General features: G+C 43.8%; 22 protein-coding genes. 16 read left to right on the top strand and 6 right to left on the bottom strand.

Annotated features, from left to right (window positions below):
- Positions 1 to 100: 100 nt before the first annotated feature.
- From L3V23_RS03920 to rimI, 4 genes are all read left to right on the top strand, one after another.
- The gene (locus L3V23_RS03920) at positions 101 to 628 is read left to right on the top strand and encodes an SCP2 domain-containing protein (protein ID WP_237291931.1); all 528 of its coding nucleotides are present in this window, start codon (positions 101 to 103) and stop codon (positions 626 to 628) included.
- Positions 612 to 1,118, top strand: coding sequence for an N-acetyltransferase (locus tag L3V23_RS03915; protein ID WP_102963566.1), 507 nt, complete (start codon positions 612 to 614; stop codon positions 1,116 to 1,118). Before L3V23_RS03920 ends, L3V23_RS03915 begins: the two co-directional genes overlap by 17 nt.
- 223 nt (positions 1,119 to 1,341) lie before the next feature.
- On the top strand, positions 1,342 to 1,746 hold the full coding sequence (locus tag L3V23_RS03910) for a DNA polymerase III subunit psi (protein ID WP_237291960.1): 405 nt from the start codon (positions 1,342 to 1,344) through the stop codon (positions 1,744 to 1,746).
- 4 nt (positions 1,747 to 1,750) lie between these two features.
- The gene (rimI, locus tag L3V23_RS03905) at positions 1,751 to 2,200 is read left to right on the top strand and encodes a ribosomal protein S18-alanine N-acetyltransferase (RefSeq protein ID WP_237291930.1); all 450 of its coding nucleotides are present in this window, start codon (positions 1,751 to 1,753) and stop codon (positions 2,198 to 2,200) included.
- Between the two features lie 23 nt (positions 2,201 to 2,223).
- Here the strand turns inward: rimI and L3V23_RS03900 are convergent, their stop codons facing one another.
- A complete protein-coding gene (locus L3V23_RS03900) occupies positions 2,224 to 4,281 on the bottom strand; it encodes an EAL domain-containing protein (protein WP_237291929.1) in 2,058 nt (685 codons plus the stop codon).
- Between the two features lie 481 nt (positions 4,282 to 4,762).
- Here L3V23_RS03900 and prfC point away from each other — a divergent pair, with 481 nt between their 5' ends.
- Entirely contained in the window at positions 4,763 to 6,352 is a 1,590-nt protein-coding gene (gene prfC, locus L3V23_RS03895; RefSeq protein WP_237291928.1) for a peptide chain release factor 3, read from the top strand.
- Positions 6,353 to 6,518: 166 nt separating this feature from the next.
- Here the strand turns inward: prfC and srmB are convergent, their stop codons facing one another.
- Together srmB and L3V23_RS03885 are read right to left on the bottom strand one after the other, a co-directional pair.
- The gene (gene srmB / locus L3V23_RS03890) at positions 6,519 to 7,754 is read right to left on the bottom strand and encodes an ATP-dependent RNA helicase SrmB (protein WP_237291927.1); all 1,236 of its coding nucleotides are present in this window, start codon (positions 7,752 to 7,754) and stop codon (positions 6,519 to 6,521) included.
- Between the two features lie 117 nt (positions 7,755 to 7,871).
- Entirely contained in the window at positions 7,872 to 8,609 is a 738-nt protein-coding gene (locus L3V23_RS03885) for a methyltransferase (RefSeq protein ID WP_237291926.1), read from the bottom strand.
- Between the two features lie 305 nt (positions 8,610 to 8,914).
- On the opposite strand from L3V23_RS03885, the gene brnQ reads away from it, so the two are divergent.
- The 6 genes from brnQ (at position 8,915) to L3V23_RS03860 (ending at position 15,562) form a co-directional block, all read left to right on the top strand.
- On the top strand, positions 8,915 to 10,219 hold the full coding sequence (gene brnQ, locus L3V23_RS03880) for a branched-chain amino acid transport system II carrier protein (RefSeq protein WP_102963561.1): 1,305 nt from the start codon (positions 8,915 to 8,917) through the stop codon (positions 10,217 to 10,219).
- Positions 10,220 to 10,417: 198 nt separating this feature from the next.
- Positions 10,418 to 11,516, top strand: a protein-coding gene (prfB, locus tag L3V23_RS03875; RefSeq protein WP_102954389.1) for a peptide chain release factor 2 whose coding sequence is annotated in 2 segments (ribosomal slippage) — positions 10,418 to 10,492 and positions 10,494 to 11,516 — 1,098 coding nt in all. Because the reading frame shifts where the segments join, the coding sequence is not laid out codon by codon here.
- A gap of 32 nt (positions 11,517 to 11,548) precedes the next feature.
- Positions 11,549 to 13,081, top strand: a complete 1,533-nt coding sequence (lysS, locus tag L3V23_RS03870) for a lysine--tRNA ligase (protein ID WP_042480297.1) — start codon at positions 11,549 to 11,551, stop codon at positions 13,079 to 13,081.
- A gap of 293 nt (positions 13,082 to 13,374) precedes the next feature.
- Positions 13,375 to 14,706 (top strand): cyclic-di-GMP-binding transcriptional regulator VpsR, encoded by a 1,332-nt coding sequence (gene vpsR / locus L3V23_RS03865; protein ID WP_042480294.1) that lies wholly within the window; start codon positions 13,375 to 13,377, stop codon positions 14,704 to 14,706.
- A 324-nt stretch (positions 14,707 to 15,030) separates the two neighbouring features.
- A complete protein-coding gene (locus L3V23_RS21310; protein WP_255209347.1) occupies positions 15,031 to 15,156 on the top strand; it encodes a hypothetical protein in 126 nt (41 codons plus the stop codon).
- A 154-nt stretch (positions 15,157 to 15,310) separates the two neighbouring features.
- On the top strand, positions 15,311 to 15,562 hold the full coding sequence (locus L3V23_RS03860) for a hypothetical protein (RefSeq protein WP_042480291.1): 252 nt from the start codon (positions 15,311 to 15,313) through the stop codon (positions 15,560 to 15,562).
- Between the two features lie 38 nt (positions 15,563 to 15,600).
- Here the strand turns inward: L3V23_RS03860 and L3V23_RS03855 are convergent, their stop codons facing one another.
- A complete protein-coding gene (locus L3V23_RS03855; protein ID WP_102966107.1) occupies positions 15,601 to 16,635 on the bottom strand; it encodes an NADP(H)-dependent aldo-keto reductase in 1,035 nt (344 codons plus the stop codon).
- A gap of 272 nt (positions 16,636 to 16,907) precedes the next feature.
- On the bottom strand, positions 16,908 to 17,573 hold the full coding sequence (gene mutH / locus L3V23_RS03850; RefSeq protein ID WP_102966108.1) for a DNA mismatch repair endonuclease MutH: 666 nt from the start codon (positions 17,571 to 17,573) through the stop codon (positions 16,908 to 16,910).
- Between the two features lie 634 nt (positions 17,574 to 18,207).
- Here mutH and rppH point away from each other — a divergent pair.
- Genes rppH through L3V23_RS03825 form a run of 5 tightly spaced genes read left to right on the top strand, consistent with a single transcriptional unit; the run spans position 18,208 to position 23,515 of the window.
- Complete coding sequence (gene rppH, locus L3V23_RS03845; RefSeq protein WP_042480286.1) at positions 18,208 to 18,726, top strand: RNA pyrophosphohydrolase; 519 nt, start codon at positions 18,208 to 18,210, stop codon at positions 18,724 to 18,726.
- A gap of 2 nt (positions 18,727 to 18,728) precedes the next feature.
- Positions 18,729 to 20,978 carry a phosphoenolpyruvate--protein phosphotransferase gene (ptsP, locus tag L3V23_RS03840; RefSeq protein WP_102954387.1) on the top strand — a complete coding sequence of 750 codons (2,250 nt, stop codon included), beginning with the start codon at positions 18,729 to 18,731 and terminating at the stop codon, positions 20,976 to 20,978.
- A gap of 9 nt (positions 20,979 to 20,987) precedes the next feature.
- Positions 20,988 to 21,782 carry a sulfite exporter TauE/SafE family protein gene (locus L3V23_RS03835; protein WP_102963557.1) on the top strand — a complete coding sequence of 265 codons (795 nt, stop codon included), beginning with the start codon at positions 20,988 to 20,990 and terminating at the stop codon, positions 21,780 to 21,782.
- Positions 21,783 to 21,817: 35 nt separating this feature from the next.
- The gene (gene lgt / locus L3V23_RS03830; protein WP_042480278.1) at positions 21,818 to 22,636 is read left to right on the top strand and encodes a prolipoprotein diacylglyceryl transferase; all 819 of its coding nucleotides are present in this window, start codon (positions 21,818 to 21,820) and stop codon (positions 22,634 to 22,636) included.
- A 27-nt stretch (positions 22,637 to 22,663) separates the two neighbouring features.
- Positions 22,664 to 23,515, top strand: coding sequence for a thymidylate synthase (locus tag L3V23_RS03825; RefSeq protein ID WP_042480275.1), 852 nt, complete (start codon positions 22,664 to 22,666; stop codon positions 23,513 to 23,515).
- A gap of 176 nt (positions 23,516 to 23,691) precedes the next feature.
- On the opposite strand, the gene dapD is transcribed toward L3V23_RS03825, so the two are convergent.
- Positions 23,692 to 24,723, bottom strand: coding sequence for a 2,3,4,5-tetrahydropyridine-2,6-dicarboxylate N-succinyltransferase (gene dapD / locus L3V23_RS03820; RefSeq protein WP_102966109.1), 1,032 nt, complete (start codon positions 24,721 to 24,723; stop codon positions 23,692 to 23,694).
- Between the last annotated feature and the right edge of the window lie 143 nt (positions 24,724 to 24,866).

Genomic DNA, 24,866 nt, shown 5'->3' with positions numbered 1-24,866 from the left:
GCTTCTCTGCGTTGCACAATTTCTTGATGCATAACAGGGTTCGCCACTATCACATCCCGTATGATGAGTTTTCCAAAGACAAAGGTAACGGATAAAGGGCGTGATTAACAACATTCGTATTCAACTAGTTCAAAATGCAGCATCAATTTTGAGATCTCCAGTCCAGTTATTGCCTAAGTTTGTGCAAAAAAAAGCCTTGCTCGATGGCATGAAAATGGTCTTCCATGAAGCGCTTGAAGATGGTGATTTTGAGTTCCTCGAAGGCAAGTGGTTAAAAGTTGAAATTCGCGATATGAACTTGTGTTGGTATGTCAGCTATGAAGACGACAAGCTTGTGGTTGCAGACAACATTAAAGATGAAGATGTGAGTTTCAGCGGCAACTTGAATGATCTGGTTCTGATTGCAGGTCGCAAAGAAGATCCGGACACGTTATTTTTCCAGCGTAGACTGTCAATTGAAGGCGATACAGAGCTTGGCCTAGAAGTCAAAAACTTGATGGACAGTGTGGATTTGGAACAATTACCGAAAGCTTTGCAAATTTTACTTCACCAACTGGCCGATTTTGTGCATAAAGGCATGCAAGCACCTAACGCACATAAAGAGGTAGTGAATGCTTATTCGAACTGAGGCTCCAGCCGATATTCTGGTTGTAGACCAATTACTGAAATCGGTATTTGATACCGAAGCGGAAGCAAACTTAGTAATGGCTCTGCGCGAGAATAGTAATCGCACGCTGTCACTGGTTGCCTGTGAAGATGATGGCGAAGTGGTGGGGTTCGCGATGTTTAGCCCAGTATCATTGGCTGGTGAACACCTCAATTGGCAAGGTTTAGCTCCTTTAGCCGTAAAAGCAGAGTACCGTAAACAGGGCATTGGTGCAGAGTTAGTTAACGAAGGTTTGGCTTCTCTTGGTGAACTGGGCTATCCAGCCTGCGTTGTTCTTGGTAACCCTGATTACTATCAGCGTTTTGGATTTAAACCAGCCAATCAATTCGGCTTTACATGCCAGTGGGAAGTACCTGCGGACGCATTTCAAATTGTCGCATTGTGGGAAAACGAACTCGATAACCGCCAAGGGCTAATTGAATATTGCCCAGAGTTTAATGAACTCGCTTAAATCGTTCCATTAAGAAGAAGCGTCCGCTTCTTCTTACTTTTTACCTTTGTTGATTTATCTAGATATTTCTATTCGAGTTATCACCTGTTGAACAAGCAATTTCGTCTGATGGCTTAATAGCTTTACGCTCTCTATGAGCTGTGGTGATTCCATAGGAAGTTTGTTAGCATTCGCTTACATCATCATGTACTACTTAGCCAACAGGCCTGAACTGATCATTACTATGCCTAATCAAGAGCAACAATACTTACAAGCGATGGGAATTCAAAGCTGGGAGCTGGTTCATCCTGAGCGTTTACAAGGTTATCAAGCTTCGAAAGTCGGGTTAGACAAAGAGTGTAAATTGTTGCTGGTCAGTGAAAGCTATCCAACCCCAAGCGAAGTGACACTGTTTGAAAGAGTGTTGAAGAGCTTCAATGTGGATTTGCAGCAAGCTCAGCATGTTTATTTGTACAATCTGGCGAGTTTAGATCTCTCAAGCCTAGAGTGGATCTGGTTTGCAGGTTGCGATGATACAAGTATTTCCGGCATCAAAAAACTCCACACACCACCATTGTCCGAAGTGGATGGTAACACCCAACACCGCCGCGATTTATGGCAACAGATATGTTCTTACAAGGCGAAATAATTTTATGTCGATTCAGTTTTTACCGATAGAAGAACAACATCTGGATTATGTGTGGAAAATCGAGCAGCAGGCTCACAGCCATCCTTGGAAAGAGTCAATGGTTCGTCAGCTAGACAGCCGAGGTGCTTGCCACTTTTGTATGCTGCTAGACGATAAAGTGATTGGCTACTTCTACGCGCAAAACATCGTAGGTGAAGTCTCTTTGCTTAATATCGCGATTGATCCAGCGGTGCAGGGGAAGGGCTATGGTAAGCAACTGGCTGAATTTTTCTTAACTCATTGTGAAGACGTCAAAGCGGAGAGTGCCTGGCTTGAAGTTCGAGAAAGTAATACTCGCGCGTTTGATCTATACCAAAATCTCGGTTTCAACGAGATAGACCGCCGTGTGAACTACTATCCGACAGAAAAAGGTAAAGAAGACGCCATTATTATGAGCTACTACTTCTTCTCGTAACGATTAGTCGCCGCGGCTGGTGGCTATTTGTTGCCAAGGCGAATAACGTGGCTATGGTTGGCTATATCTTTATAGTGATTGTCTTGAAAGCGCTGCTCAATGTCATTTACTGGCAGTGGTTTATCAAATAGATATCCTTGGAATTGCTCACATCCTAGTTCTTTTAACGCGTTGAGTTCATCAATATTTTCCACCCCTTCCGCGAGCACTTCCAAATTGAGTCTTCGAGCCATCATGAGGATCGTATCGACAATCGCTTGATCACTTTCATCCAAATGAAGCTGAGTCACAAAAGAACGGTCGATTTTCAACATATCGACAGAGAGATGCTTTAAGTAGCGAAGTGACGAGTAGCCTGTACCAAAATCGTCGATAGAGATATTGATGTGGTTCTGCTTGAGCTTTGCCATTTTCTCCATAGAGCTTTCAACATTCTCTAGCAGCAGACCTTCGGTTATCTCAAGTTCTATATGTTCCCCTGAGATTTCCACTTGTTGCAAAATGTCATTGATAAACTCAACGAAACTGTCTTGAGCAAACTGTAAAGGACTGATGTTGATAGCTAAGCGGCGGAAATGTGGCGGAAGCACTCCGGCTTTTTTCCACTGTGCATACTGATAGCAAGCTTGTTCTATAATCCAGTTGCCAATTTGAAGGATTTGCCCAGTTTCTTCTGCGATAGGCATAAATAATCCCGGTGGTAACAGACCTTTTTGAGGATGATTCCAGCGAATCAATGCTTCAACACCGACTATATTATGGTGAATGTCGACTTGAGGCTGGTAATAAAGCTCAAGCTGGTTGTTTGAAAGCGCCTCATGCAGCCCTTTTTCTATGGCTAAGAACGATTCAATTTGCGCCTGCATCTCGGGTCTGTAAAAAACATAATTATTTCGTCCGCCCACTTTGGCTCGGTATAAAGCCGTGTCAGCCTGACGCAGAAGGTCAATGTTGGTGGTGATGTTCTCTGGAAAGGTTGTGATACCAAGACTAACGGTGCAGTAGAGCTGGTGACCATCGATTAAATAGGGGTTTGAAATTAAAGCAAGTAGCTGCTTGGCAGCGCTCTCGATATCTCTAGCGGCGACATCGTGATTAAGAATAGCAAACTCGTCACCGCCAATTCGTGCTGGCATGTAGCCTTTTTTAGCCCACCCTTCCATCCGCAGAGCAATCGCTTTGATCAACTTGTCACCGATAGTGTGGCCTAATGAATCATTGATGGTTTTAAAGCGGTCAATGTCGATATAAAAAAGCACCCCCGTTGTTTTGAGAAGTCGCGCTTTATCAATCGCTTCTGATAGGTTTTGCAATAATAAGCTACGGTTTGCTAACCCAGTCAGACTATCGTAATAAGCAAGTTGATTAAGTTTTGCCTCTGCTTCTTCTCTGTCCTTCCACAACTTGTGGAAAGTAAAAGCCAGTTCGCTGATCTCATCTTTATGTTCTCGGACTGGAGGAAGTGTGATGTGCTGCTTGTGTTTGAGCGAGCGAACCCATTTGTTTAAGTTGATTATGGGTAAGGAGAGCTTCCGATAAAAGAAAAGTAGCAAGATGCTGGTCAACAGAACATTTCTCAACAGATCAAACAGAAGCACCTGAGTCGTTTTGTTGATGAATTCTGTCGCTAGAGAAGTACCGTCAACAGAGAAACTTAAGCGGCCAACCAATACATTTGATTCCGGTTTGTGCAGATCGGTCGTGAAGCTTGGGATATTCGGAGTGAAGTAGTGAGAGAGCAGTTTGACAAACTCGTTCATATCCGGGATAGGGCGCTGCTGCACGATTAACGTATCACCGAAATCATCAATAATTTCTACACGATAAATAGCGGGATCCGCCATTAAGCTGGTGGCAACTTGTCCAGCTAGAAGGTTGTTTAAGTGATAGGCAGCAAGGCTAGCATTGGCATAACTTTGCATGAGCTTGAAATGGTAGCTTTCTTCTACTTTTTTCTGCTCTTGATGAAGGTCGATAAGAATTTGATAAAAACTAAAACATATCCCCAGTATCACTGATACCAAGAAAACAGTTTTGGCTTGTTTAAATGCCAATGAATTTAGCTGTCTAGTTTTAGCCATTGCGCCCAAAAGTCCTTTTATTCTTCTAAAGTTATAGCCCATCTTGGCTGAAAATTAATCCCCAATAATGAGTGTTTGTTTAACTTTTGAATGGTGGCTTATCTTGAAATCCTACAGGACTTGCCATTTCGCTGTGCTATCCCTGTGTCGCACGAATAAGATTAAAATTTACAGTAAGTTAATTAGCTAATCTTCTCAATAGAAATAGTGTGATTATCTGATATTGATGTTTTTAGTTAATTGACGGGCTAGGGGGGGGTTTGTGTTTTTGTCTTAGTTGACTGAAATTAATGATGTTTTTGTTCTCATTTCTAGTCCAATCCGCCAGTGGATACTACTTTATATAAGCTTTGATTGTTTATGGAGGCAGAATCAGCGAAAATACCCGCCAATCACGATTAACTAACGGATTTGTGCGAGTAACACCTTGCAGGTGGCTGTTTGTACCCTGAATCCGTGCTCAAACGAAAAGAATGATCAAATGGCAGACCCGATTTTTCTAAGCGAAGTCAACAAACGTAGGACTTTCGCGATTATCTCTCACCCAGATGCTGGTAAAACAACCATCACTGAAAAGGTGTTGTTATTCGGACGTGCAATCCAAACCGCAGGCTCTGTAAAAGGCCGTGGCTCATCTCAGCATGCTAAATCAGACTGGATGGAGATGGAAAAAGAACGTGGTATCTCGGTAACAACTTCTGTAATGCAGTTCCCTTACCGTGATGCGTTGGTGAACTTACTGGATACCCCAGGACACGAAGACTTCTCGGAAGATACTTATCGTACATTGACTGCCGTTGACTCATGTTTGATGGTTATTGATGCAGCAAAAGGTGTCGAAGACCGTACGCGTAAGCTGATGGAAGTTACTCGCCTGCGTGATACTCCGATCATCACCTTCATGAACAAGTTGGACCGCGATATTCGTGACCCAATGGAACTGTTAGATGAAGTTGAGAATGAGCTAAACATCGCTTGTGCTCCTGTGAGCTGGCCGATCGGCTGTGGTAAAGAGTTCAAGGGTGTTTATCATATTCACCGTGATGAAACGATTCTGTACTCAACAGGTCACGGTCACACCATTCAAGAAGAGCGCATCATCAAAGGCCTCGACAATTCTGAGTTGGATGTTTCAATTGGTGAAGATCTGGCAATGCAACTGCGTGAAGAACTTGAACTTGTGCTAGGCGCTTCTCATGCGTTTGATTCTGAGTTGTTCCTTAAAGGTGAACTAACCCCTGTTTTCTTCGGTACTGCATTAGGTAACTTTGGTGTTGACCATATGCTTGATGGTCTGACGGAGTGGGCTCCAGCACCACAACCGCGCCAATCAAACGAGCGCATTGTGGAAGCCGAGGAAGATTCCTTCACTGGTTTCGTATTTAAGATCCAAGCGAACATGGATCCTAAACACCGTGACCGTATCGCGTTTATGCGTATCGTATCGGGTACTTATAAGCAAGGTATGAAGATGAACCACGTACGCATCGGTAAGCAGGTGAGCATCTCTGACGCTGTGACGTTTATGGCGGGTGACCGCTCTCGTGCAGAAGAAGCTTATGCGGGCGATATTATCGGTCTTCACAACCACGGAACGATTCAAATTGGTGATACCTTCACTCAAGGTGAAAAACTGAAGTTCTCAGGTATTCCCAACTTTGCTCCTGAGCTGTTCCGTCGTATTCGTTTGAGAGATCCACTTAAACAGAAACAGCTGCTTAAAGGCTTGGTTCAGCTTTCAGAAGAAGGTGCTGTTCAGGTATTCCGTCCATTGCAGAACAACGATTTGATCGTTGGTGCTGTTGGTGTGCTTCAGTTTGATGTGGTTGTTGCTCGTCTGAAATCTGAATATAACGTTGAAGCGATTTACGAAGGCGTGAACGTAGCAACGGCTCGTTGGGTTGAGTGTTCAGACGTTAAGAAGTTTGAAGAATTCAAGCGCAAGAACCAAAGTAACCTAGCGTTAGATGGCGGTGACAACTTAACTTACATCGCGCCTACTATGGTTAACCTGAACTTGGCTCAAGAGCGTTCACCAGAAGTTGAGTTCCGCGCAACCCGTGAGCACTAAACTATTTTTCGTCATCCTGAAAAATGCATAGCATTTATTCAGGTTCTTGCTCCAGTGTTCTTGGTGGTTAGATTCCAGCTTTCGCTGGAATGACGTCTGTGAAAGTTTGGCATATAAAAAAACCGATGCATTTGCATCGGTTTTTTTTGTTTTTAACAGCTAAGAATTACTTTTTCTTCTTAGCCGTAGTTTTCTTTTTCACTGTGTCTTTTTTCTTTTTCACCGTTGCAGGTTTCTTCTTCTTAAACACTGGTTTTTTGTGTTTAGGACGCATTCCTTCAATGTATCGCTCTTTAATCTCTTCTTTGATGTAACGGGCAACGCGCTCAATCATTGGTTGATCGTGCGCTTCAACCAGAGAAATCGCGTTACCTTTTTTACCCGCACGAGCGGTGCGGCCGATACGGTGAAGATAAACATCCGCAGTACGTGGCATATCAAAGTTGATCACATGGCTTACGTCTGGAATGTCGATACCACGAGCGGCAACGTCCGTCGCCAGTAGAATGTTGACTGAACCGTCACGGAAGCGAGCAATCGCGTTGTTACGGCGATCCTGTGGCATTTCACCTTGGATCCAAACACATGGGATCTGCGCACGTTCTAATTCTGTACGAAGTTCTGCTAGGCGTTCACGGGTTTTTAAGAATACGATCGCGCGTTCTGACTGCTCAGTTAAGATGTTTTTCAGCAGATCAAGCTTGTGTGTCATGTCGTCTGCACGGTGATACCACTGAGTGATTTTCTTACGTTCACGACGTGGTGGCTCGGCATTGACAATCGCAGGTTCATTTAGCAGATCAGCGGTGAATCCATCGACACCTTTGCCTTCTAGTGTTGCTGAAAACAAAAGGGTCTGTTTACGCCAGCGACATTCTGCCGATAGGCGATCAACAACAGGGCCAAAGCCCATATCAAGCATACGGTCAGCTTCATCAAGAATCAGCCACTCAATTGCACGACAGTCAAAACGTTCTGCGTCAATGTATTCCAATAAACGGCCTGGTGTTGCAACCACGATATCTTGAGTAGTTGCTAAAACGTCAGCATGCTCTTGGTACTGAACACCACCAGTAATACTGAAGATATTCATGCGAGTGTATTTCGCTAGAGCTTTCGCTTGCTCGGTGATTTGCAGTGCCAGTTCACGAGTCGGCGTCAGAATCAGAACGCGAGCTGGGCCAGCTTTCTTACGAGGGAAATCTTGTAGGTATTGCAGCGTTGGAATAATAAACGCAGCTGTTTTGCCTGTCCCTGTTGGGGCTGATGCAAACACATCTTTTCCGTCGAGGGCTTGAGGAATTGCTTCAGCTTGAACTTGAGTAGGGCGTTCGAAACCCATCTCTTCAATAGCCTCAATGAGGTTTGGATCCAGTTCTAAGTCAGCAAAAGATTTGATCACTGTTAATACTCCGCAAGCGCTCGGACTGAGCAGTCAAAGCCGATCAGCAACCGCTGACCAGTAAAAATTAGGGGCGCACATTATAGATGGATCGTCACTTAGATCACATCTTTAATTCTACATCTTTAAATAAAAAGATCGTGTTAGCTCTGTGAAGGCTTGAGTGTAGCCTAATTCATCACGAATGATCAGCTCTGAATGCTCTGTGTCCGTTTCTTGTTTTTGCAGCTCAAATAAAAGACGGCTGACAGGCTTATTGGCGGTCGGCTGAACTCTGCATAACCGTGAGAGGTGAAAGCCTGACTCTTTCGCTAACGCTATAAACTGTTCACCTTCCGTTATGGGAAGAATAAAACTGGCGATTCCATGCTCAGAGAGCAACTGATAGCTGATCTGAATCAGTTGCTTATGCTTTAAGGTTTTAGTGTGTCTGGCTGTCGCCCGTTGAGCATGTTGTGAGTGTTCACCGTCGTTAAAGTAAGGCGGATTACAGATAATTGCATCGAAGGTTTTACTCTGTGTGAGATTTAAAATATCGGCCTGTTCAACAACAATTCGCTTAGCCCATGGAGAATGGCTGATATTGATTTTCGCGGCATGGTAAGCGTTCTGATCGATATCAATCGCATGTATTTCAGCATTGAGAAAGCGCTGTGCACACATGAGTGCCAGTAGTCCTGTGCCAGTTCCAATATCAAGGATATGCAATGGGGCCATTTTGGCAGAATTAGAATCTTGGAAAGCCCACGATCCTAGAAGAACTCCGTCCGTGCTGACAGGCATGCCACTTTGACCACCTTCAATCGAAAATTGCTTAAATTTAAAGCCTTTAGTGTTTAATGTGCTACTTTTCATGAAAATATCGGTATTTGTTGAAATTTAAGTGACTAACGCTGGTGTTGCATAAATGTATAGATTTTTGTTCTATTTGGTGTTCATTTTATGTCTTAAAATTATAGTTAATTGTTCTGGTTTTGTTTTTGTATCTAGTGTTATGAACTGGTTTTTTGCTTTCAATATGGTTTTATGTGGCGTTTTTGGCTCACGGGTTGCTAAGTGATGATAGTTTCGTCATTATTCGCCACCTCTCTTGAGCTTTGGAAAGCCGTTTTTCAAGCGAAGGATGTATTACATTAACAAATAATTATTAAGGGGTATCTGTGAAACAGACTTTGAAATTAACAGATATTATAGCTTTAGGCTTTATGCTTTTTGCGTTCTTTTTGGGCGCTGGTAACATCATTTTCCCTCCTCTGGCAGGTCAATTAGCGGGTGACCATATATTTCCAGCAATGAGCGGGTTCTTAGTAACTGCGGTAGGCCTACCGTTAGTGACAATTATTGCCGTTGCCATTTCAGGTGGTAGCTGGGAACACTTAACCAAACACCTTCCTGCGAAAGCGTCTTTGGTGATGGCAGCTCTTATCTTTATTATTATCGGCCCTGCATTTGCAGCACCTCGTACAGGTCTCGTTGCTTATGAAATGGCGGTAAAACCACTGTTTGCTGATCTTAACCTGACGGTTTTCTCAATTTTATTCTTCGCTGTGGCTATGTTCTTCTCATGGTCTCAAGGCAAATTGATTGACGTGATCGGTAAAGTGCTGACTCCTGCGTTATTCATCGGTTTGATTGTGTTGGCTTTGGGGGTTTTCATTGATCCACAAGGACAAATGCTTGCTGCGCAAGGTGAGTACGCTACACAGCCGCTAACAAAAGGCTTCTTGGAAGGCTACAACACGATGGACACCTTTGGTGCTCTGATGTTCGGTATCCTTATTGTGGATGCTCTGAGAGCGAAAGGTATAACTGAAGAAAAAGCGACAACCAAATACCTAATCAGTGCAGCAGTCATTGCCGCTGCTGGTCTGGCTTTTGTTTATATTTCACTGTTCTACCTAGGTGCAACCAGTGCCTCTGTTGCTGCTGACGCCGACAATGGTGGTGTGGTATTAAGTCAATACGTTATTGCTCTATTTGGCGATAAAGGTCAGTTAGTATTGTCAGTGATCGTACTACTAGCATGTTTAACTACAGCTATTGGTCTTATCTCAGCTTGTTCTGATTTCTTTAGCACACACACGCCTATCTCATACAAAGCATGGGTAGTCATTAATGGTGTTGCGTGCGCGGTAGTGGCGAACGTAGGTCTAGCACAATTGATTGCACTTTCAGTACCAGTACTGTTTGCACTATATCCTGTAGCGATTGCGTTGGTTGCGTTGACTTTCATTCGCACTAAGCTTGCGAATCCTCAAGCTGCATACCGTGTGGTGATTCTAGTGTCACTACTGTTTGCTCTGATTGATGCGGCAAAAGTGTCTGGCTTAGACGTTTCGTTCTTTAACTTCCTACCATTGTTTGAAATTGGTATGGGCTGGTTGCTACCTACATTTGCAGCGATGATTGTGATGACATTTGTTGGTGGTTCAACGAAAACAGAGTTAGAACAAAAAGCGGTGTAACTGTTATTTTGCTTTGAAGAGGCGCTTGAGACTGTTCTTAAACAGCTTCAGCGCCTTTTTTATTGGTAGAGATTGAGCCTGACTACCTAGAATCCCTGCTTATCCTCCAATCAAAATATCCCCATTTTTTCCTGTATCTTCATCACATTTTTAAGTAGAATTCTCCGGTTAAATTCTACTCATAAAGCTTAAGCAAAAATGTTTGAAATCAATCCAATTAAAAACCGTATTCAGGATGTGTCAGAGCGCACTAATATCCTGAGGGGGTACCTTTGACTACGACGCTAAGAAAGAGCGTCTAGAAGAAGTAAACGCAGAACTTGAACAACCGGATGTATGGAACGAACCTGAGCGTGCACAAGCGCTTGGTAAAGAGCGTTCAGCATTAGAAGCGGTTGTTGAAACGATTAACCAGCTTGATCAAGGTGTCGACGATGTTGAAGGACTTCTTGAGCTTGCTGTAGAAGCCGAAGACCAAGAAACATTTGATGAGATTGAGCCAGAATTGGCTGAACTAGAAACTAAGTTAGAGCAACTTGAGTTTCGTCGAATGTTTTCTGGTGACCACGATTCATCTGACTGCTATATCGACCTTCAATCAGGTTCTGGCGGTACAGAAGCGCAAGACTGGACTTCAATGATGCTGCGCATGTACTTGCGTTGGGCTGAAGCTAAAGGCTTCAAAACAGAAGTGATTGAAGTATCTGAAGGTGAAGTTGCGGGTCTAAAGTCAGCAACGGTTCGTATCATTGGTGACTACGCCTACGGTTGGTTACGTACAGAAACGGGCGTTCACCGTTTAGTTCGTAAATCACCATTCGATTCAGGCGGTCGTCGTCATACTTCGTTTGCTTCTGCGTTTATCTATCCTGAAGTTGATGAAAATATTGCGATTGATATCAACCCAGCCGATCTACGTATTGATGTATATCGTGCATCGGGTGCTGGTGGTCAGCACGTTAACACCACTGAATCTGCGGTACGTATTACCCATATTCCAACCAACACGGTTGTACAGTGTCAGAATGACCGTTCTCAGCATAAAAACAAAGATCAGGCGATGAAGCAGCTTCGTGCGAAACTGTTTGAGCTTGAATTGCAGAAGCAAAACGCTGAGAAGCAAGCGAATGAAGATGCGAAATCTGACATCGGCTGGGGTAGCCAAATTCGCTCATACGTACTAGATGATTCTAGAATTAAAGATTTACGCACTGGCGTAGAAAACCGCAACACTCAAGCGGTTCTAGACGGTGACTTAGACAAATTTATTGAAGCTAGCCTGAAATCTGGCCTTTAAGCTTTTTACCGACAATACAGGGTACATGCAAAATGACTGATGCTGTTCAAAACGAAATGAATCAAGAACAAATCGCGCAAGAAGAAAACAAGCTGATTGCAGAGCGTCGTAGCAAGTTAGAGCACATCCGTAAGAGCTGCAAAGCGAATGGTCATCCAAATGATTTCCGTCGTGACAGCCTAGCTGGTGATCTACAAGCTGAGTTCGGTGAAAAGACAAAAGAAGAGCTAGAAGAGCTAAACCATATCGTTGCTATTGCTGGTCGTGTAATGGCAAAACGTGGTCCATTCCTTGTTATTCAAGAGACTTCAGGCCGTATTCAAGCTTACGCATCTAAAGATGTACAAAAAGAGCTGAAAGAGAAATACCAAGGTCTAGATATCGGTGACATCATCGGTGTGAAAGGCGCGCTACACAAATCAGGTAAAGGCGATCTTTACGTGAACATGGATGAGTACGAGTTGCTAACTAAGGCACTTCGTCCACTTCCAGAAAAATTCCACGGTCTGACTGACCAAGAGATGCGTTACCGTCAGCGTTACGTTGACCTGATCGTTAACGAAGATTCACGTAAGACGTTTATCATCCGTTCTAAGCTAGTAAGTGCAATTCGTGCTTTCATGACTTCTAAAGGTTACTTAGAAGTTGAAACTCCGATGATGCATGTGATCCCTGGCGGTGCTACAGCTCGTCCGTTCGTGACTCACCACAATGCATTAGATATCGATATGTATCTTCGTATCGCACCTGAGCTATACCTAAAACGCCTAGTTGTAGGTGGTTTTGATCGTGTGTTTGAGATCAACCGTAACTTCCGTAACGAAGGTCTTTCTCCTCGTCATAACCCAGAATTCACTATGATGGAATTCTACCAAGCGTACTCTGACTACAATGATCTAATGGATCTGACTGAAGAGATGCTAAGCACCGTAGCCATTAATGTTCTTGGTGCGACAGCAATGCCTTATGGCGACGAAATGGTTGAATTTGGTGGCAAATATGCTCGTATGAGCATGTTTGAAGCGATTAAGCACTACAATCCAAACCACGCTCAAATCCAAGCGTTGACTGAAGAAGATCTACAAAACCGTGACCTAATGATTTCTATCGCGAAATCTGTTCACGTTGAAGTTGAAGATTTCTGGACTTGTGGTCAGCTACTTGAAGAGATCTTTGGTGAAACAGCTGAACCAAAACTGATCCAGCCGACTTTCATCACTGGCTACCCAGCGGATATCTCTCCACTTGCTCGTCGCAGTGATAGCAATCCATTCTTCACTGACCGCTTTGAGTTCTTCATCGGTGGTCGTGAAGTTGCGAATGGTTTCTCTGAGCTTAACGATGCTGAAGACCAAGATGCTCGCTTTAAAGCACAGGTTGATGCGAAAGAGTCTGGTGATGACGAAGCGATGTTCTACGACGCAGACTACATTACTGCTCTTGAGCACGGTCTTCCGCCAACAGCTGGTCAAGGTATCGGTATTGACCGCCTAGCTATGCTGTTTGCAAACGCACACACGATTCGCGACGTTATTCTGTTCCCAGCAATGCGTCCACAGCAATAATTTGTTGCTTGAAATTGTCGTTTAATAAAAACCGCCTTAGGGCGGTTTTTTTATATCTGCGTATTTTTAGCGTTAGAAATGATGCTTGGTTAGATCGCATATTCGTTTTAATGATCAACTTCTTAATCGAGTTTTTCGATCAACATTAAGGTTTTAATTAGAAATATTTCCATTTCCTTACTAGTCTTATATATGAGACAGACTAAAGTCTTAAGTCTCGTTACTGTATCGTCAGTTGCCTGAGCGTAAAACAGCAGTGGCAAATCAAGAATTTAAATAATAAGGATAAGTTCATGGCTAATCAGTTCCGTATGGACTCTGTACCGGGGTCGTTGATAGTTGTCGGTGGCACATACGAACCATGGCTTTCTGTTTTAGAGCAAGTAGGGTGGAGATGTACGCAGTGCGCGGATCTTCGTCAGGCTGATACGCTGTTTGCGGAAACAGGGCCTTGTATTGGTATTGTTGACCTGTGTCATGATGAGTTCAGTCTAAATGGCATAGCAAACTTAGTGAGTAACCATAAGCAAGTTCGTTGGTTGGCATTTATTCGAGAATCTCAGCTCAGCTCTGACACCATCTGCCAGTTTATTGTGAACTTCTGTATCGACTTTTTTACTGCTCCAATTCCTGATACTCAACTGTTAAGCACGATTGGTCACCAGCTTGGTATGTTGAAGCTGGAGAAAAAAGTTTGGCCTCACTATGGCTCGAATAGCGATATGGGACTGATTGGTGATTCTATTCCAGTTAAGCGTCTACGTGACCAAATTAAGCGAATTGGTCCAACTGATGTCAGCATTTTGATTTATGGAGAAAGCGGCACAGGTAAAGAGACTGTGGCGAAAGCAATCCATAAAACGTCAGCTCGTGCGCAGAAACCGTTTTTGTCAGTAAACTGCCGTGCGATGCCTGAGAATAGAATTGAAAGCGAACTGTTTGGTATCGGTAATGATGGCAGCGAAATGCCTATCTTGTTGCAGGCTGACGGCGGAACTGTATTGCTTAATGACATTCTGACATTGCCAAAGAGTCAGCAATTGAATCTGTTGCGCTTTTTACAAGAAGGTACGGTTGAAACTCCGGATGGAGTGAAAGAAGTGGATGTTCGCATTCTGTCTGCTAACTCATCGGATATTGAAAAAGCATTGATAGATGGCAACTTTAATGAGGAGCTTTACCACTACATTAATGTTCTCCGTATCAATGTGCCGAGTTTGAAGGAGCGAGCAGGGGATATTGCCATTTTGGCTCGTCATTTCTTACAACTGTATTCGAAAGAGTACAATGCGCAAGCCAGAAGCTTCTCAGAAGACGCGACACGTGCGTTAACTCGTTATCATTGGCCGGGTAACGTTCGTGAACTGATGAACCAGATAAAACGCGTGGTATTGATGTCCGATACAGTGGTGCTTGAAGAGTCTCATCTAGAGCTTCCTAAGCGCAGTGACGGAAAACGCAGCCTGAAAAGCATTCGAGAACGTTCAGAACGCGACGCATTGTTACTTGTGTTGGAATCGTATTCAGGACAAGTATCTGTTGCCGCTAAGGAGCTGGGAGTATCGCGAGCCACTATGTATCGTCTGCTCAATAAGCACAACTTAATCACAGACAGCACTTATTGATCGTTTTTTCCTTCTTATTTAGGAGGAAACCCCCGTATTCAGCATCTCAATCACGGGATAATCGGTCGGTAATCAATGAACAAATGAGAGGTCACCAATAGGTGGCCTCTTTTTTTGGTTAATAATTCTTCACATTAGACCAATGTTATTGAAATGTTTCACTTCTCTTGTTGTATTTATATGGTGAATAGATGAATGGTTTTATTTTGTCTTTTTTAATCTTTTGGGGTTGAATTATTATCTGAGTTGCATACTATTTAACCGTAAGCCTAGCTTACTGAAATCACTAACTTTTGGATTAACTATTTTGCTTGGAGGCGCATCATGAAACATTTCGTATCTGTTCATACTGTTTGCGCCCGTAATGCGTCCAATACCGCCTTTATTGCTGCGGGTATGGCCGCGTCCATGGCTGATCGAAAAATCAGCAAACAAGACAAAGATATCTAGTTAATCCGTAACCTCTAAATCAGGCTGCGGAAATAGCAGCGAAGTTTAGAGGTAATCCTACCCTTATTGCGTCTTAACGATGCTTTCTAACTTAGTCGCTATTTCTCTCAGCTTACTTGTTAAATCAAGTAGTTTAATCAATTGGAGAAATACCATGAGTCACTCATTTTATATAAAACTAGCAACACTTTTAATTCGTGCTGATTTACGCCGAGAAGAAAGAGAGTGGAAGCGAAAAATACGCCGTAGCCGCTATGACTTACCTTGGCATAATGCTCATCTTTTGAAAGATATTGGTTTACAACCAGACGGTCGTCCGATTGGTGTGAGTGTTCCTATTGAAGCCAAAGCTAAGCGCCATGTACGTCATATCCGTCGTGTTTTAAGTTTGCGAATACCGACGTGATACTAGGGGCTAGTGACTGCTCTAGCCCCTATAACTTGTTAAGGACATGGATTGGAGTAGGTAGTACCAATCTCTTGAATTTTAAGCAGCAGTTCTTCGCTTAGTTCAATATCCAAACTATCAATATTTGCTTTTAATTGTTCCAAGTTTGTCGCTCCGAGAATTGTCGAAGCGACAAATGGACGCTGATTAACAAACGCTAGTGCCATTTGTGCCGGATCTAAACCAAATTCTCGAGCCAAGTTCACGTAAGCTTCCGTTGCTTTGACACCTTGAGGAGTGAAGTAGCGTTGGAAACGTTCAAACAGGCTACAACGAGCCCCTTCTGGTCGTGCGCCGTTCAAATATTTTCCGCTCAGAGCGCCAAAGGCTAATGGCGAATACGCCAGCAGCTTAACACCTTCAAAGTGACTGATTTCAGAAAGGCCCACTTCAAACGAACGGTTTAGGAGGCTGTAAGGGTTCTGTATGGTGACCATACGAGGTAAATCGTGCTTTTCTGCCAAGCGCAGGTAGGTCATCAATCCCCATGGCGTCTCATTAGATACACCGATATAACGCACTTTCCCCATACGCACTAAGTCATTCAACGCTTCTAGGCTCTCAATTAGCGTGACTTCTTCCTGACTATCGGGATAAGGGTAGTTGAGTTGACCAAACATATTGGTTTGGCGTTGAGGCCAATGCAGTTGGTATAAATCGATATAATCGGTTTTTAGGCGAGAAAGGCTGTCGTTAATGGCTTGATGAATATTGCGATGATCGAGCGCCATATTCTCGCGAATCGGTGCGTTTCTATTTGGACCAGATACTTTCGAGGCAAGCACGATTTTTTCACGCTTGCCTGATTTTTCAATCCAGTTGCCAATGAATTCTTCGGTTTTTCCCTGAGTTTCCAGCGTTGCCGGAACGGGATACATTTCAGCGGTATCAATAAAGTTAATACCACGTTCCAGAGCATAGTCTAGTTGACTAAACGCTTCTGCTTGAGTGTTCTGTTCGCCAAATGTCATTGTACCTAAACAGAGTTTACTCACTTCTAAGGTTGAGTGTGGCAGTTTGGTATATTGCATAGCACTTCCTTGTTTAACTCGAGACTCACTGTTTCTTTGTTCTCTGTTAACCACGATGAGTGGTATAGAGCTCTGAATTTAAAACAGCTTTTTATAAGATGATTTTTACTATAAGCGAATAATGAGTCGAAACGGAAATGAATTTTATTTATCACTTAACTCAATAGGGAAGAAGCAGACAGAACAAGCCACTTCTTCACATAAGGGCAATGACAGCTATGAACAAGGTAACTTTCTGAAAACCCGAATAATAGAGTTTGGCTGAATTAACACTACGCGTAGTAGTTTTGTAGGATTTTGGCGGTAAATTGGGTGCGAAGATAGAATCCACGTGGAAGCGTGCGAATTGGCTTTCCATTCGCGCCGTAAGCTTCAGTTAATACTCTGCCGTTGGCTGCCTTTGGGCGAAGTTGCAGAACTTCACCGTGCTTAGCGGTGATTTGCGAAACATTGCCCAGCACAATAAATTCCATTAATTCTTCCCAGTCGGCTTTAAGCTGCGCTTCCTCTTCCAAAGACGGACTCCAAATTAGCGGAGAACCTACTCGTCTCTGTGCCAATGGGATTTCGCGCTCTCCTTCGACAGGAATCCAAAGCACGCGCGACAACTTGTTTCTCACATGGCTACTCTCCCAAGTGAGCCCGTGAACTCCGGTTAAGGGAGCAACGCAAACGAAGGTTGTCTCCAATGGTTTGCCATTATAGCTGATTGGGATACTTTTCAGTTCAATGCCAAGATCTTCAAAGTCTTGTTGGGGTTTACTACCCGCACTTGCACCTAGATGCCACTCCAGTAACTGACCAACCCAACCTTTGTCTTTTTTAAGATCAGGCGGAACGATCATGTTGGCTTCATCTGCTAACTGTTGATAGCTCATTCCTGCTATTTGCCAAGCTCTTTCTAATAGCTCTTGTTCGCTTTTCGGTTCTGGTTTCATAGCCTGAGTTTAAATAATCTAATTTTGATGACGAAAACGGCGATTGTAGCAAAAATATGGTGATAAAGGATCTTGGTGACAGAATGAACATAGTGAGTAAATTATGATCTTTTCTCAAGTTATCCACAAAAAATACATTAAAGCAGATGAAATAATACCTTCATGTATGAATAAACAGGGGTTTGTACAGTCATTTACCACTATGTTGGCGTTATTTTCAGCTATTTTTTTTTGGTAGTGTGGATAACAGTGATATTGGTTGATCTTTAACCTGCCTAAGTGATCAAAAAATAGAATGACTATTGTTTTAAGTTGGTTATCAGAAATTTAATTTTAACTTTATGTTTATTAAGGGTTAAATTGGTTTTTCTATATTATTTGTCTGCTAGGTATTTATTGGCCTTATGTTTTTTTTACACAGTTCACTGTCTTCTTCACATGGTTATTCACAGAAAACGTGAATAAATGTGGTCTAGCTCCCACTCTTTTGTTGATAACTTATTTTTTGATTAAAAACTATTCTATTAAGGGGTTGTCGACGATAAATCTCGTGTGAATCACACTAGTAAGTTTGCTCATATTGGGGATATGTGGAAAAATCAGAACAATTACAGATTTTACTAGAGGTTTGCCAGTGATAGATGGCGATGGTTACCGACTCAATGTAGGTATTGTGATTTGTAACAACCATGGTCAGGTATTCTGGGCGAAACGATACGGACAACATTCATGGCAGTTTCCTCAAGGGGGAATCGATGAAGGTGAGACTCCTGAGCAAGCGTTGTTCAGAGAGCTTTACGAAGAGGTTGGGTTAACAAAGAAAGATGTGAAAATCATTGCGACAAGCCGTCATTGGTTAAGATATAAATTGCCAAAGCGCCTAGTTCGTTGGGATTCTCAACCTGTCTGTATTGGACAAAAACAGAAATGGTTCTTGCTACGTTTGGAAAGTGATGAATCGAAGATTAACATGCAACGTGGCAGTTCCCCTGAATTTGATGGTTGGCGCTGGGTGAGTTACTGGTACCCAGTGAGACAAGTGGTGTCTTTTAAGCGTGATGTTTATCGTCGTGCAATGAAGGAATTTGCTTCATTAGCGATGCCGTTTAGAGAGCGGAAAGTTAAAGGTAAACGCAAAAATCGAAGAGGATAGACATGCTTTCTCAGCTAAGGGAGATAGTTGAACAGGTTTCAAAGGTAGAGAATGTCAATCAGGCATTAGATATCTTTGTAAAGCAAACGTGCAGCGCTATGGCAACAGAGTGCTGCACTGTCTATCTTGCTAATGAGGAAATGCAACGTTTAGAACTGATGGCAACTCAAGGTTTGAAGTTCAAAGGCGATAAAATTCATATCGGCTTCGAAGAAGGTCTGGTGGGTTTAGTCAAACGTTCAGCGGAACCGATTAACTTAGCAGAAGCGTCTAAGCACCCAAATTTCAAATACTTCAAACAACTAGGGGAAGAGGTTTACCACTCTTTCCTTGGCACTCCAATTATTTACCGTAAACAAGTACTCGGCGTACTGGTTGTTCAGCAAAAGTCTCCTCGCTCTTTTAGCGAGATGGAAGTTTCTTTCCTCGTAACATTAGCAGCTCAGCTTGCGGTCATTGTCGCGCACGCTCAAACTCAGGGACAATGGTTGCTATCAAAGAAGAAGCAACATTCGATCTCAGGTGTCGCGGCCTCTTCAGGGGTTGCGATTGGCGAGTTTTGGTGGGATGACACTCAACCTCAGCTCTCTGAAGTTTACCCTGCATCGACGTTAGATATCGATCGTGAACAAGAGTGGTTAGCGCTGGCGATTGAGAGTGCATTAGGCGATTTTCGCAAAATGCGCAAAAAGCTCGACAGTGACATTAACAAAGAAGCACTGGCGATCTTCGATCTGTTTACTCACCTTTTGAATGACCCTATGCTGCGCAAGGATCTGAAAACTCAGATTCAAAAAGGTGATAGAGCGGATTGGGCTTTGCGACAAGTGGTGGAAAGTTATTCCAACCGGTTTGCTCGCATGTCAGATGTGTATCTACGTGAACGAGCGCAAGACATTCGCGAGCTTGGCCAGCGTCTATTGTTCTTTTTACACAATACAGAGCAAGAACAACATCAGTTAGAAAAACCCATCATCTTGGTGGTTCGTGAGCTAACCGCCACCATTTTGGCTGCGCTACCTAAAGACAAATTATTAGCCGTCGTTTCTATTGAAGGGGCAGCTAACTCGCACGCGGCTATTTTGTCACGGGCGTTAGGCATTCCCGCTGTTATGGGGGTGTCTTTAAACCTTAAAGATATCAACGGCAAAACCGGCATTGTTGATGGTTACAGTGGCAAGATCTTTATTTCACCAGCGAAGTCGATTCTCTCTGAATATCGAGCGTTGGCGAACGAAGAGACTGAACTGTCTAAAATGGTCAATGAAGTCATTGATCAACCTGCGATTACTCAAGATGGTTCTCACATTGAGCTGATGTTGAACTCGGGGCTCAGCGCCGATACCAATATTGCGATCAATAAAGGGGTCGATGGCGTCGGGTTATACCGAACCGAGTTTTCATTTTTGCTGCAACACCGCTTTCCTTCAGAAGAAGAGCAAATTCAGCAATACGGCAGTGTGCTCAATGCCTACCCAGATAAACGGGTAGTCATGCGTACATTAGATGTCGGTGGAGATAAGCCGCTTCCTTATCTACCAATAGAGGAAGACAACCCGTTCCTTGGCTGGCGCGGTATTCGCTTTACCTTAGATCATCCTGATATTTTCCTTATCCAATTGAGGGCAATGATGCGCGCCAGTAAAGCGCACAATAACCTCAGCATTTTGCTGCCGATGATTTCTAGCACCACTGAGTTAGATGATTCACTCAAGTTGATTCATCAAGCATATAGTGAAGCGGTGAAGTTAGACCCGAGTATAGTGATGCCTGAAATCGGCATCATGGTAGAAGTGCCATCGATGCTCTATCTGCTTCCTCTGATTGCCGATAAAATTGATTTTGTTTCAGTCGGTACCAACGATTTGACTCAATATTTATTGGCCGTAGATCGGAACAATTCGCGCGTTGCTGATGTCTATGAATCAATGCATCCGGCTGTTGTTATGGCGCTTAAGCAAATTCAGCAAATTTGTACCACACACAATATTCCGGTGTGTGTTTGTGGGGAATTAGCCGGTGACCCGATAGGCTCTATGCTGCTTATCGGTTTAGGCTATACCACACTGAGTATGAACACCTCCAATGTAGCTAAGGTCAAATACCTTGTACGAAATGCAAAAATGTCACAATTAGTTGAACTTGCTGACAAAGCGTTGATGCAGCCTTACGGCAAAGATATTTATAATATGATGCTAGGTTATATTGAAGAACAAGGGCTTGCAGGTTTTGTCCGCGCTGGCAAGAAATAGGAATTAAATGTGAATTTCGAATTACTGGCTCTATTACTGGTGTTAGGGTCTGTTGTTGGCGTGCTTGCAGGTCTACTGGGAATTGGTGGCGGTTTAGTTGTTGTTCCTGCGTTGGTTTTTCTGTTACCTAAGGCGGGCATTTCTTCCGAAATATTAATGCATATGGCATTAGCCACCTCTTTAGCTACCATTATTCTTACTTCATTTTCTTCTGCGCTGAGCCACCTTAAGCTCGGTAACGTAGACATGTTCGCTGTGAAATGGTTAATGCCGGGTGTCTTGTTTGGTGGCTATTTCGGCGCAACGGTCGCTGATTGGATTCCCAATCAATATCTTCCCAAAGTATTCAGTATCATTGTGATGATGCTGGCTTGGCAGATGTTTCGTTCGATTAAAGTTCTCTCTCATCATCCCATGCCGAATGCAGTGATCACGGCGTTGTGTGGTGGTGGAATTGGCATTGTCTCTAGCCTTGTTGGCGTGGGTGGCGGTTCACTTTCAGTGCCGTTTTTAAATCGTCACGGGGTGGAAATGCGAAAAGCGGTGGGTTCTTCCGCCGTGTGCGGTTTTGGTATCGCGGTATCCGGTATGCTCGGTTTTGTTGTCAGCGGATATCAGGTGGTTGATTTGCCTGAGTACAGCTGGGGCTATGTGTATTTGCCTGCTTTGGTTGCCATCGCGGCAACTTCAATGATGACCACGCGTATTGGTGCGAAATTATCGACACAACTCCCAACGGCATCGCTGAAACGAATTTTTGCTGTATTTCTTATGTTTGTTGCTGTAACCATGCTGGTTCAGTAATTCCTTTTTTCATTAAGTAGAAGAGAACGTATTTTATGTCTCAGGGTTATCTTCAGTTCCCAAATATTGACCCCGTTCTGGTCGCCATTGGCCCTATTTCTATACGCTGGTATGGAATGATGTATCTGGTCGGTTTCTTGTTTGCAATGTGGCTTGCCAATCGTCGAGCAGATCGTTCTGATGGTGTTTGGAACCGTGAGCAAGTATCTGATTTATTGTTTGCAGGATTCTTAGGGGTTGTTATCGGTGGCCGTGTGGGCTACGTTGTGTTCTACAACTTCGACATGTTCTTAGCCGATCCTCTTTACCTATTTAAAGTCTGGACAGGCGGTATGTCTTTCCATGGCGGCTTGCTCGGTGTTATCTCAGCCATGATTTGGTATGCGCGAAAGAACGGGCGTACCTTCTTTGGCGTCGCTGACTTTGTTGCCCCACTTGTACCTTTTGGTTTGGGTATGGGACGTTTAGGTAACTTTATGAACAGCGAACTTTGGGGCCGAGTGACAGATGTGCCTTGGGCGTTTGTTTTCCCTAATGGTGGTCCATTACCTCGTCATCCTTCGCAGCTTTATGAGATGGCTCTTGAAGGTGTGGTTCTGTTCTTTATCCTTAACTGGTTTATCAAGAAACCTCGTCCTCTTGGCTCTGTTTCAGGGTTATTCTTAGCTGGATATGGTACATTCCGTTTCCTTGTTGAGTATGTTCGTGAACCCGATGCACAGCTTGGCCTTCTGCTAGGTGGTGTTATCTCAATGGGGCAGTTGCTATCACTTCCGATGGTGATTCTGGGTGTACTGATGATGGTGTGGGCGTACAAGCGTGGCCTATACAAAGACAGCGTTGCGAATAAGTAAGTTAAAAAATTAAAGTAAGGGTATTTTGTGAAACAGTATTTGGATCTCTGCCAGAGAATCGTTGATGAAGGCGTTTGGATTGAAAATGAACGCACTGGTAAACGTTGTCTTACCGTTATTAATGCTGACTTAACTTATGACGTTGCCAACAATCAGTTCCCGCTGGTCACTACGCGTAAGAGTTTCTGGAAAGCCGCTGTTGCTGAACTGCTTGGCTATATCCGTGGTTATGATAACGCAGAAGATTTCCGCAAGTTAGGCACTAAAACTTGGGATGCAAATGCAAACCTGAACGAAGCTTGGCTCAACAATCCTTATCGTAAAGGTGAAGATGACATGGGACGAGTCTATGGCGTACAAGGTCGTGCGTGGGCAAAGCCGGATGGTGGTCATATTGACCAGCTTAAGAAAATCGTGGATGACTTAACTCGTGGTGTGGATGATCGCGGTGAAATTCTGAATTTCTACAACCCTGGTGAGTTCCATATGGGCTGCTTGCGCCCTTGTATGTACAGTCATCACTTCTCTTTGCTAGGTGACACTCTGTATCTGAATAGTACACAACGTTCATGCGATGTCCCGCTTGGTCTGAACTTCAACATGGTTCAGGTTTATGTCTTCCTCGCTGTGATGGCACAAATTACCGGTAAGAAACCGGGGCAGGCGTTCCATAAGATTGTGAATGCTCACATCTATGAAGACCAATTAGCCTTGATGCGAGACGTTCAGTTAAAGCGTGAGCCTCTTGCTGCACCTAAATTCCATATCAATCCAGAGATTAAATCACTGGAAGATTTGGAAACGTGGGTAACTTTGGATGACTTCGAAGTGACGGGTTACGAGTTCCATGACCCAATTCAGTATCCGTTTTCGGTTTAAATAACGATCCCCTTCCTACTTAAAGCTGCAGCGGTGTTGGCTACGTTCGTTCACCCCAATCACATAGTTATCTATGCTCATGGGGATTCATTCACTTGCCGCCTACCTGCAACTTCAAGTAGTTTGGGTATTAAAAAAGGCGCTTAATGCGCCTTTTTCGATCTCAGAACAACGGATTAGTTGTTGCTGTGAAGTTCGCTGTTCAGCTCAACCGCTGACTTGTTAGCCAGACACTCAACCTGACCGGTTTGCGAGTTGCGACGGAATAGAAGATCCGATACGCCTGCAAGATCACGCGCTTTAACGATCTCTACTTCGTTACCTTCTTTATCCAGCATACGTACTTTGGTACCCGCTGTTACGTATAGGCCAGATTCAACAGTACAACGATCACCTAATGGGAAACCAAGACCTGAGTTTGCGCCTAGTAGTGAGTTTTCACCGATAGAAACAACCACAGTACCGCCACCAGACAGTGTACCCATGATAGATGCGCCGCCACCGATGTCAGAACCGTTACCGACTAGAACACCCGCAGAGATACGGCCTTCAACCATGCTCACGCCTGTTGTACCCGCGTTGAAGTTGATGAAGCCTTCGTGCATAACCGTTGTACCTTCACCCACGTGTGCGCCAAGACGTACACGAGAAGTATCAGCAATACGGATACCCGCTGGAACCACGTAGTCGACCATTTTAGGGAACTTATCTACACAATCGACAGTAAGAGCACGGCCTGCTAGGCGAGCTTCGATTTGGCGCTCAGTCAGTTCTGGTAGGTCAATCGGACCTTCATTGGTCCATGCGATGTTGTGCAGCAGACCGAAAATACCATCAAGCACAGTGCCATGTGGCTTCACTAGGCGGTTTGAAATAAGTTGCAGTTTAAGGAAACCTTCAGATACAGATTGAGGTTTTTCATCTGCGGCGAGTACTACTAGTACAAGAGGTTGTGCTGAGTTAGCCGCTTTTTCTGCAAATGAAGCGTTAACGGCTTGGTCGTTGTCAGCAAATGCTTTTGCTAGCTGCGCGCTTTGCTCAGCCGTAATTTCAATTGCTTGGTTACCGTCTGTGTAACCTGCGATAGCTGCTACGCCAGCCACTAATGCATCGCTAGGGTTTAGAATCGGTGCAGGGAAGTATGCTTCGATAATTTTTCCATCACGGTTTTTTGTTGCCGTACCAAAGCCAAGTGCAAAATACGCCATGTTTGCTCTCCGTATTATTTTCAATGGGGTATAGCAGACAACCTGCTGAGCTAAGTCGCTGCATTAATAATCTGTTGATGGTCATCATAAAGAGAGTTTTTCAGTGATAAAAGAGCAAAAAAGCAATAAGTCTGTAGAACGAT

This window comes from Vibrio sp. A1-b2 (assembly GCF_021726015.1).
In the GTDB taxonomy this organism is placed as follows: Bacteria; Pseudomonadota; Gammaproteobacteria; order Enterobacterales; family Vibrionaceae; genus Vibrio; species Vibrio diazotrophicus.
The sequence above is the reverse complement of the archived record's forward strand: the minus strand, read 5'-3'. Positions and strand labels throughout refer to the sequence as shown.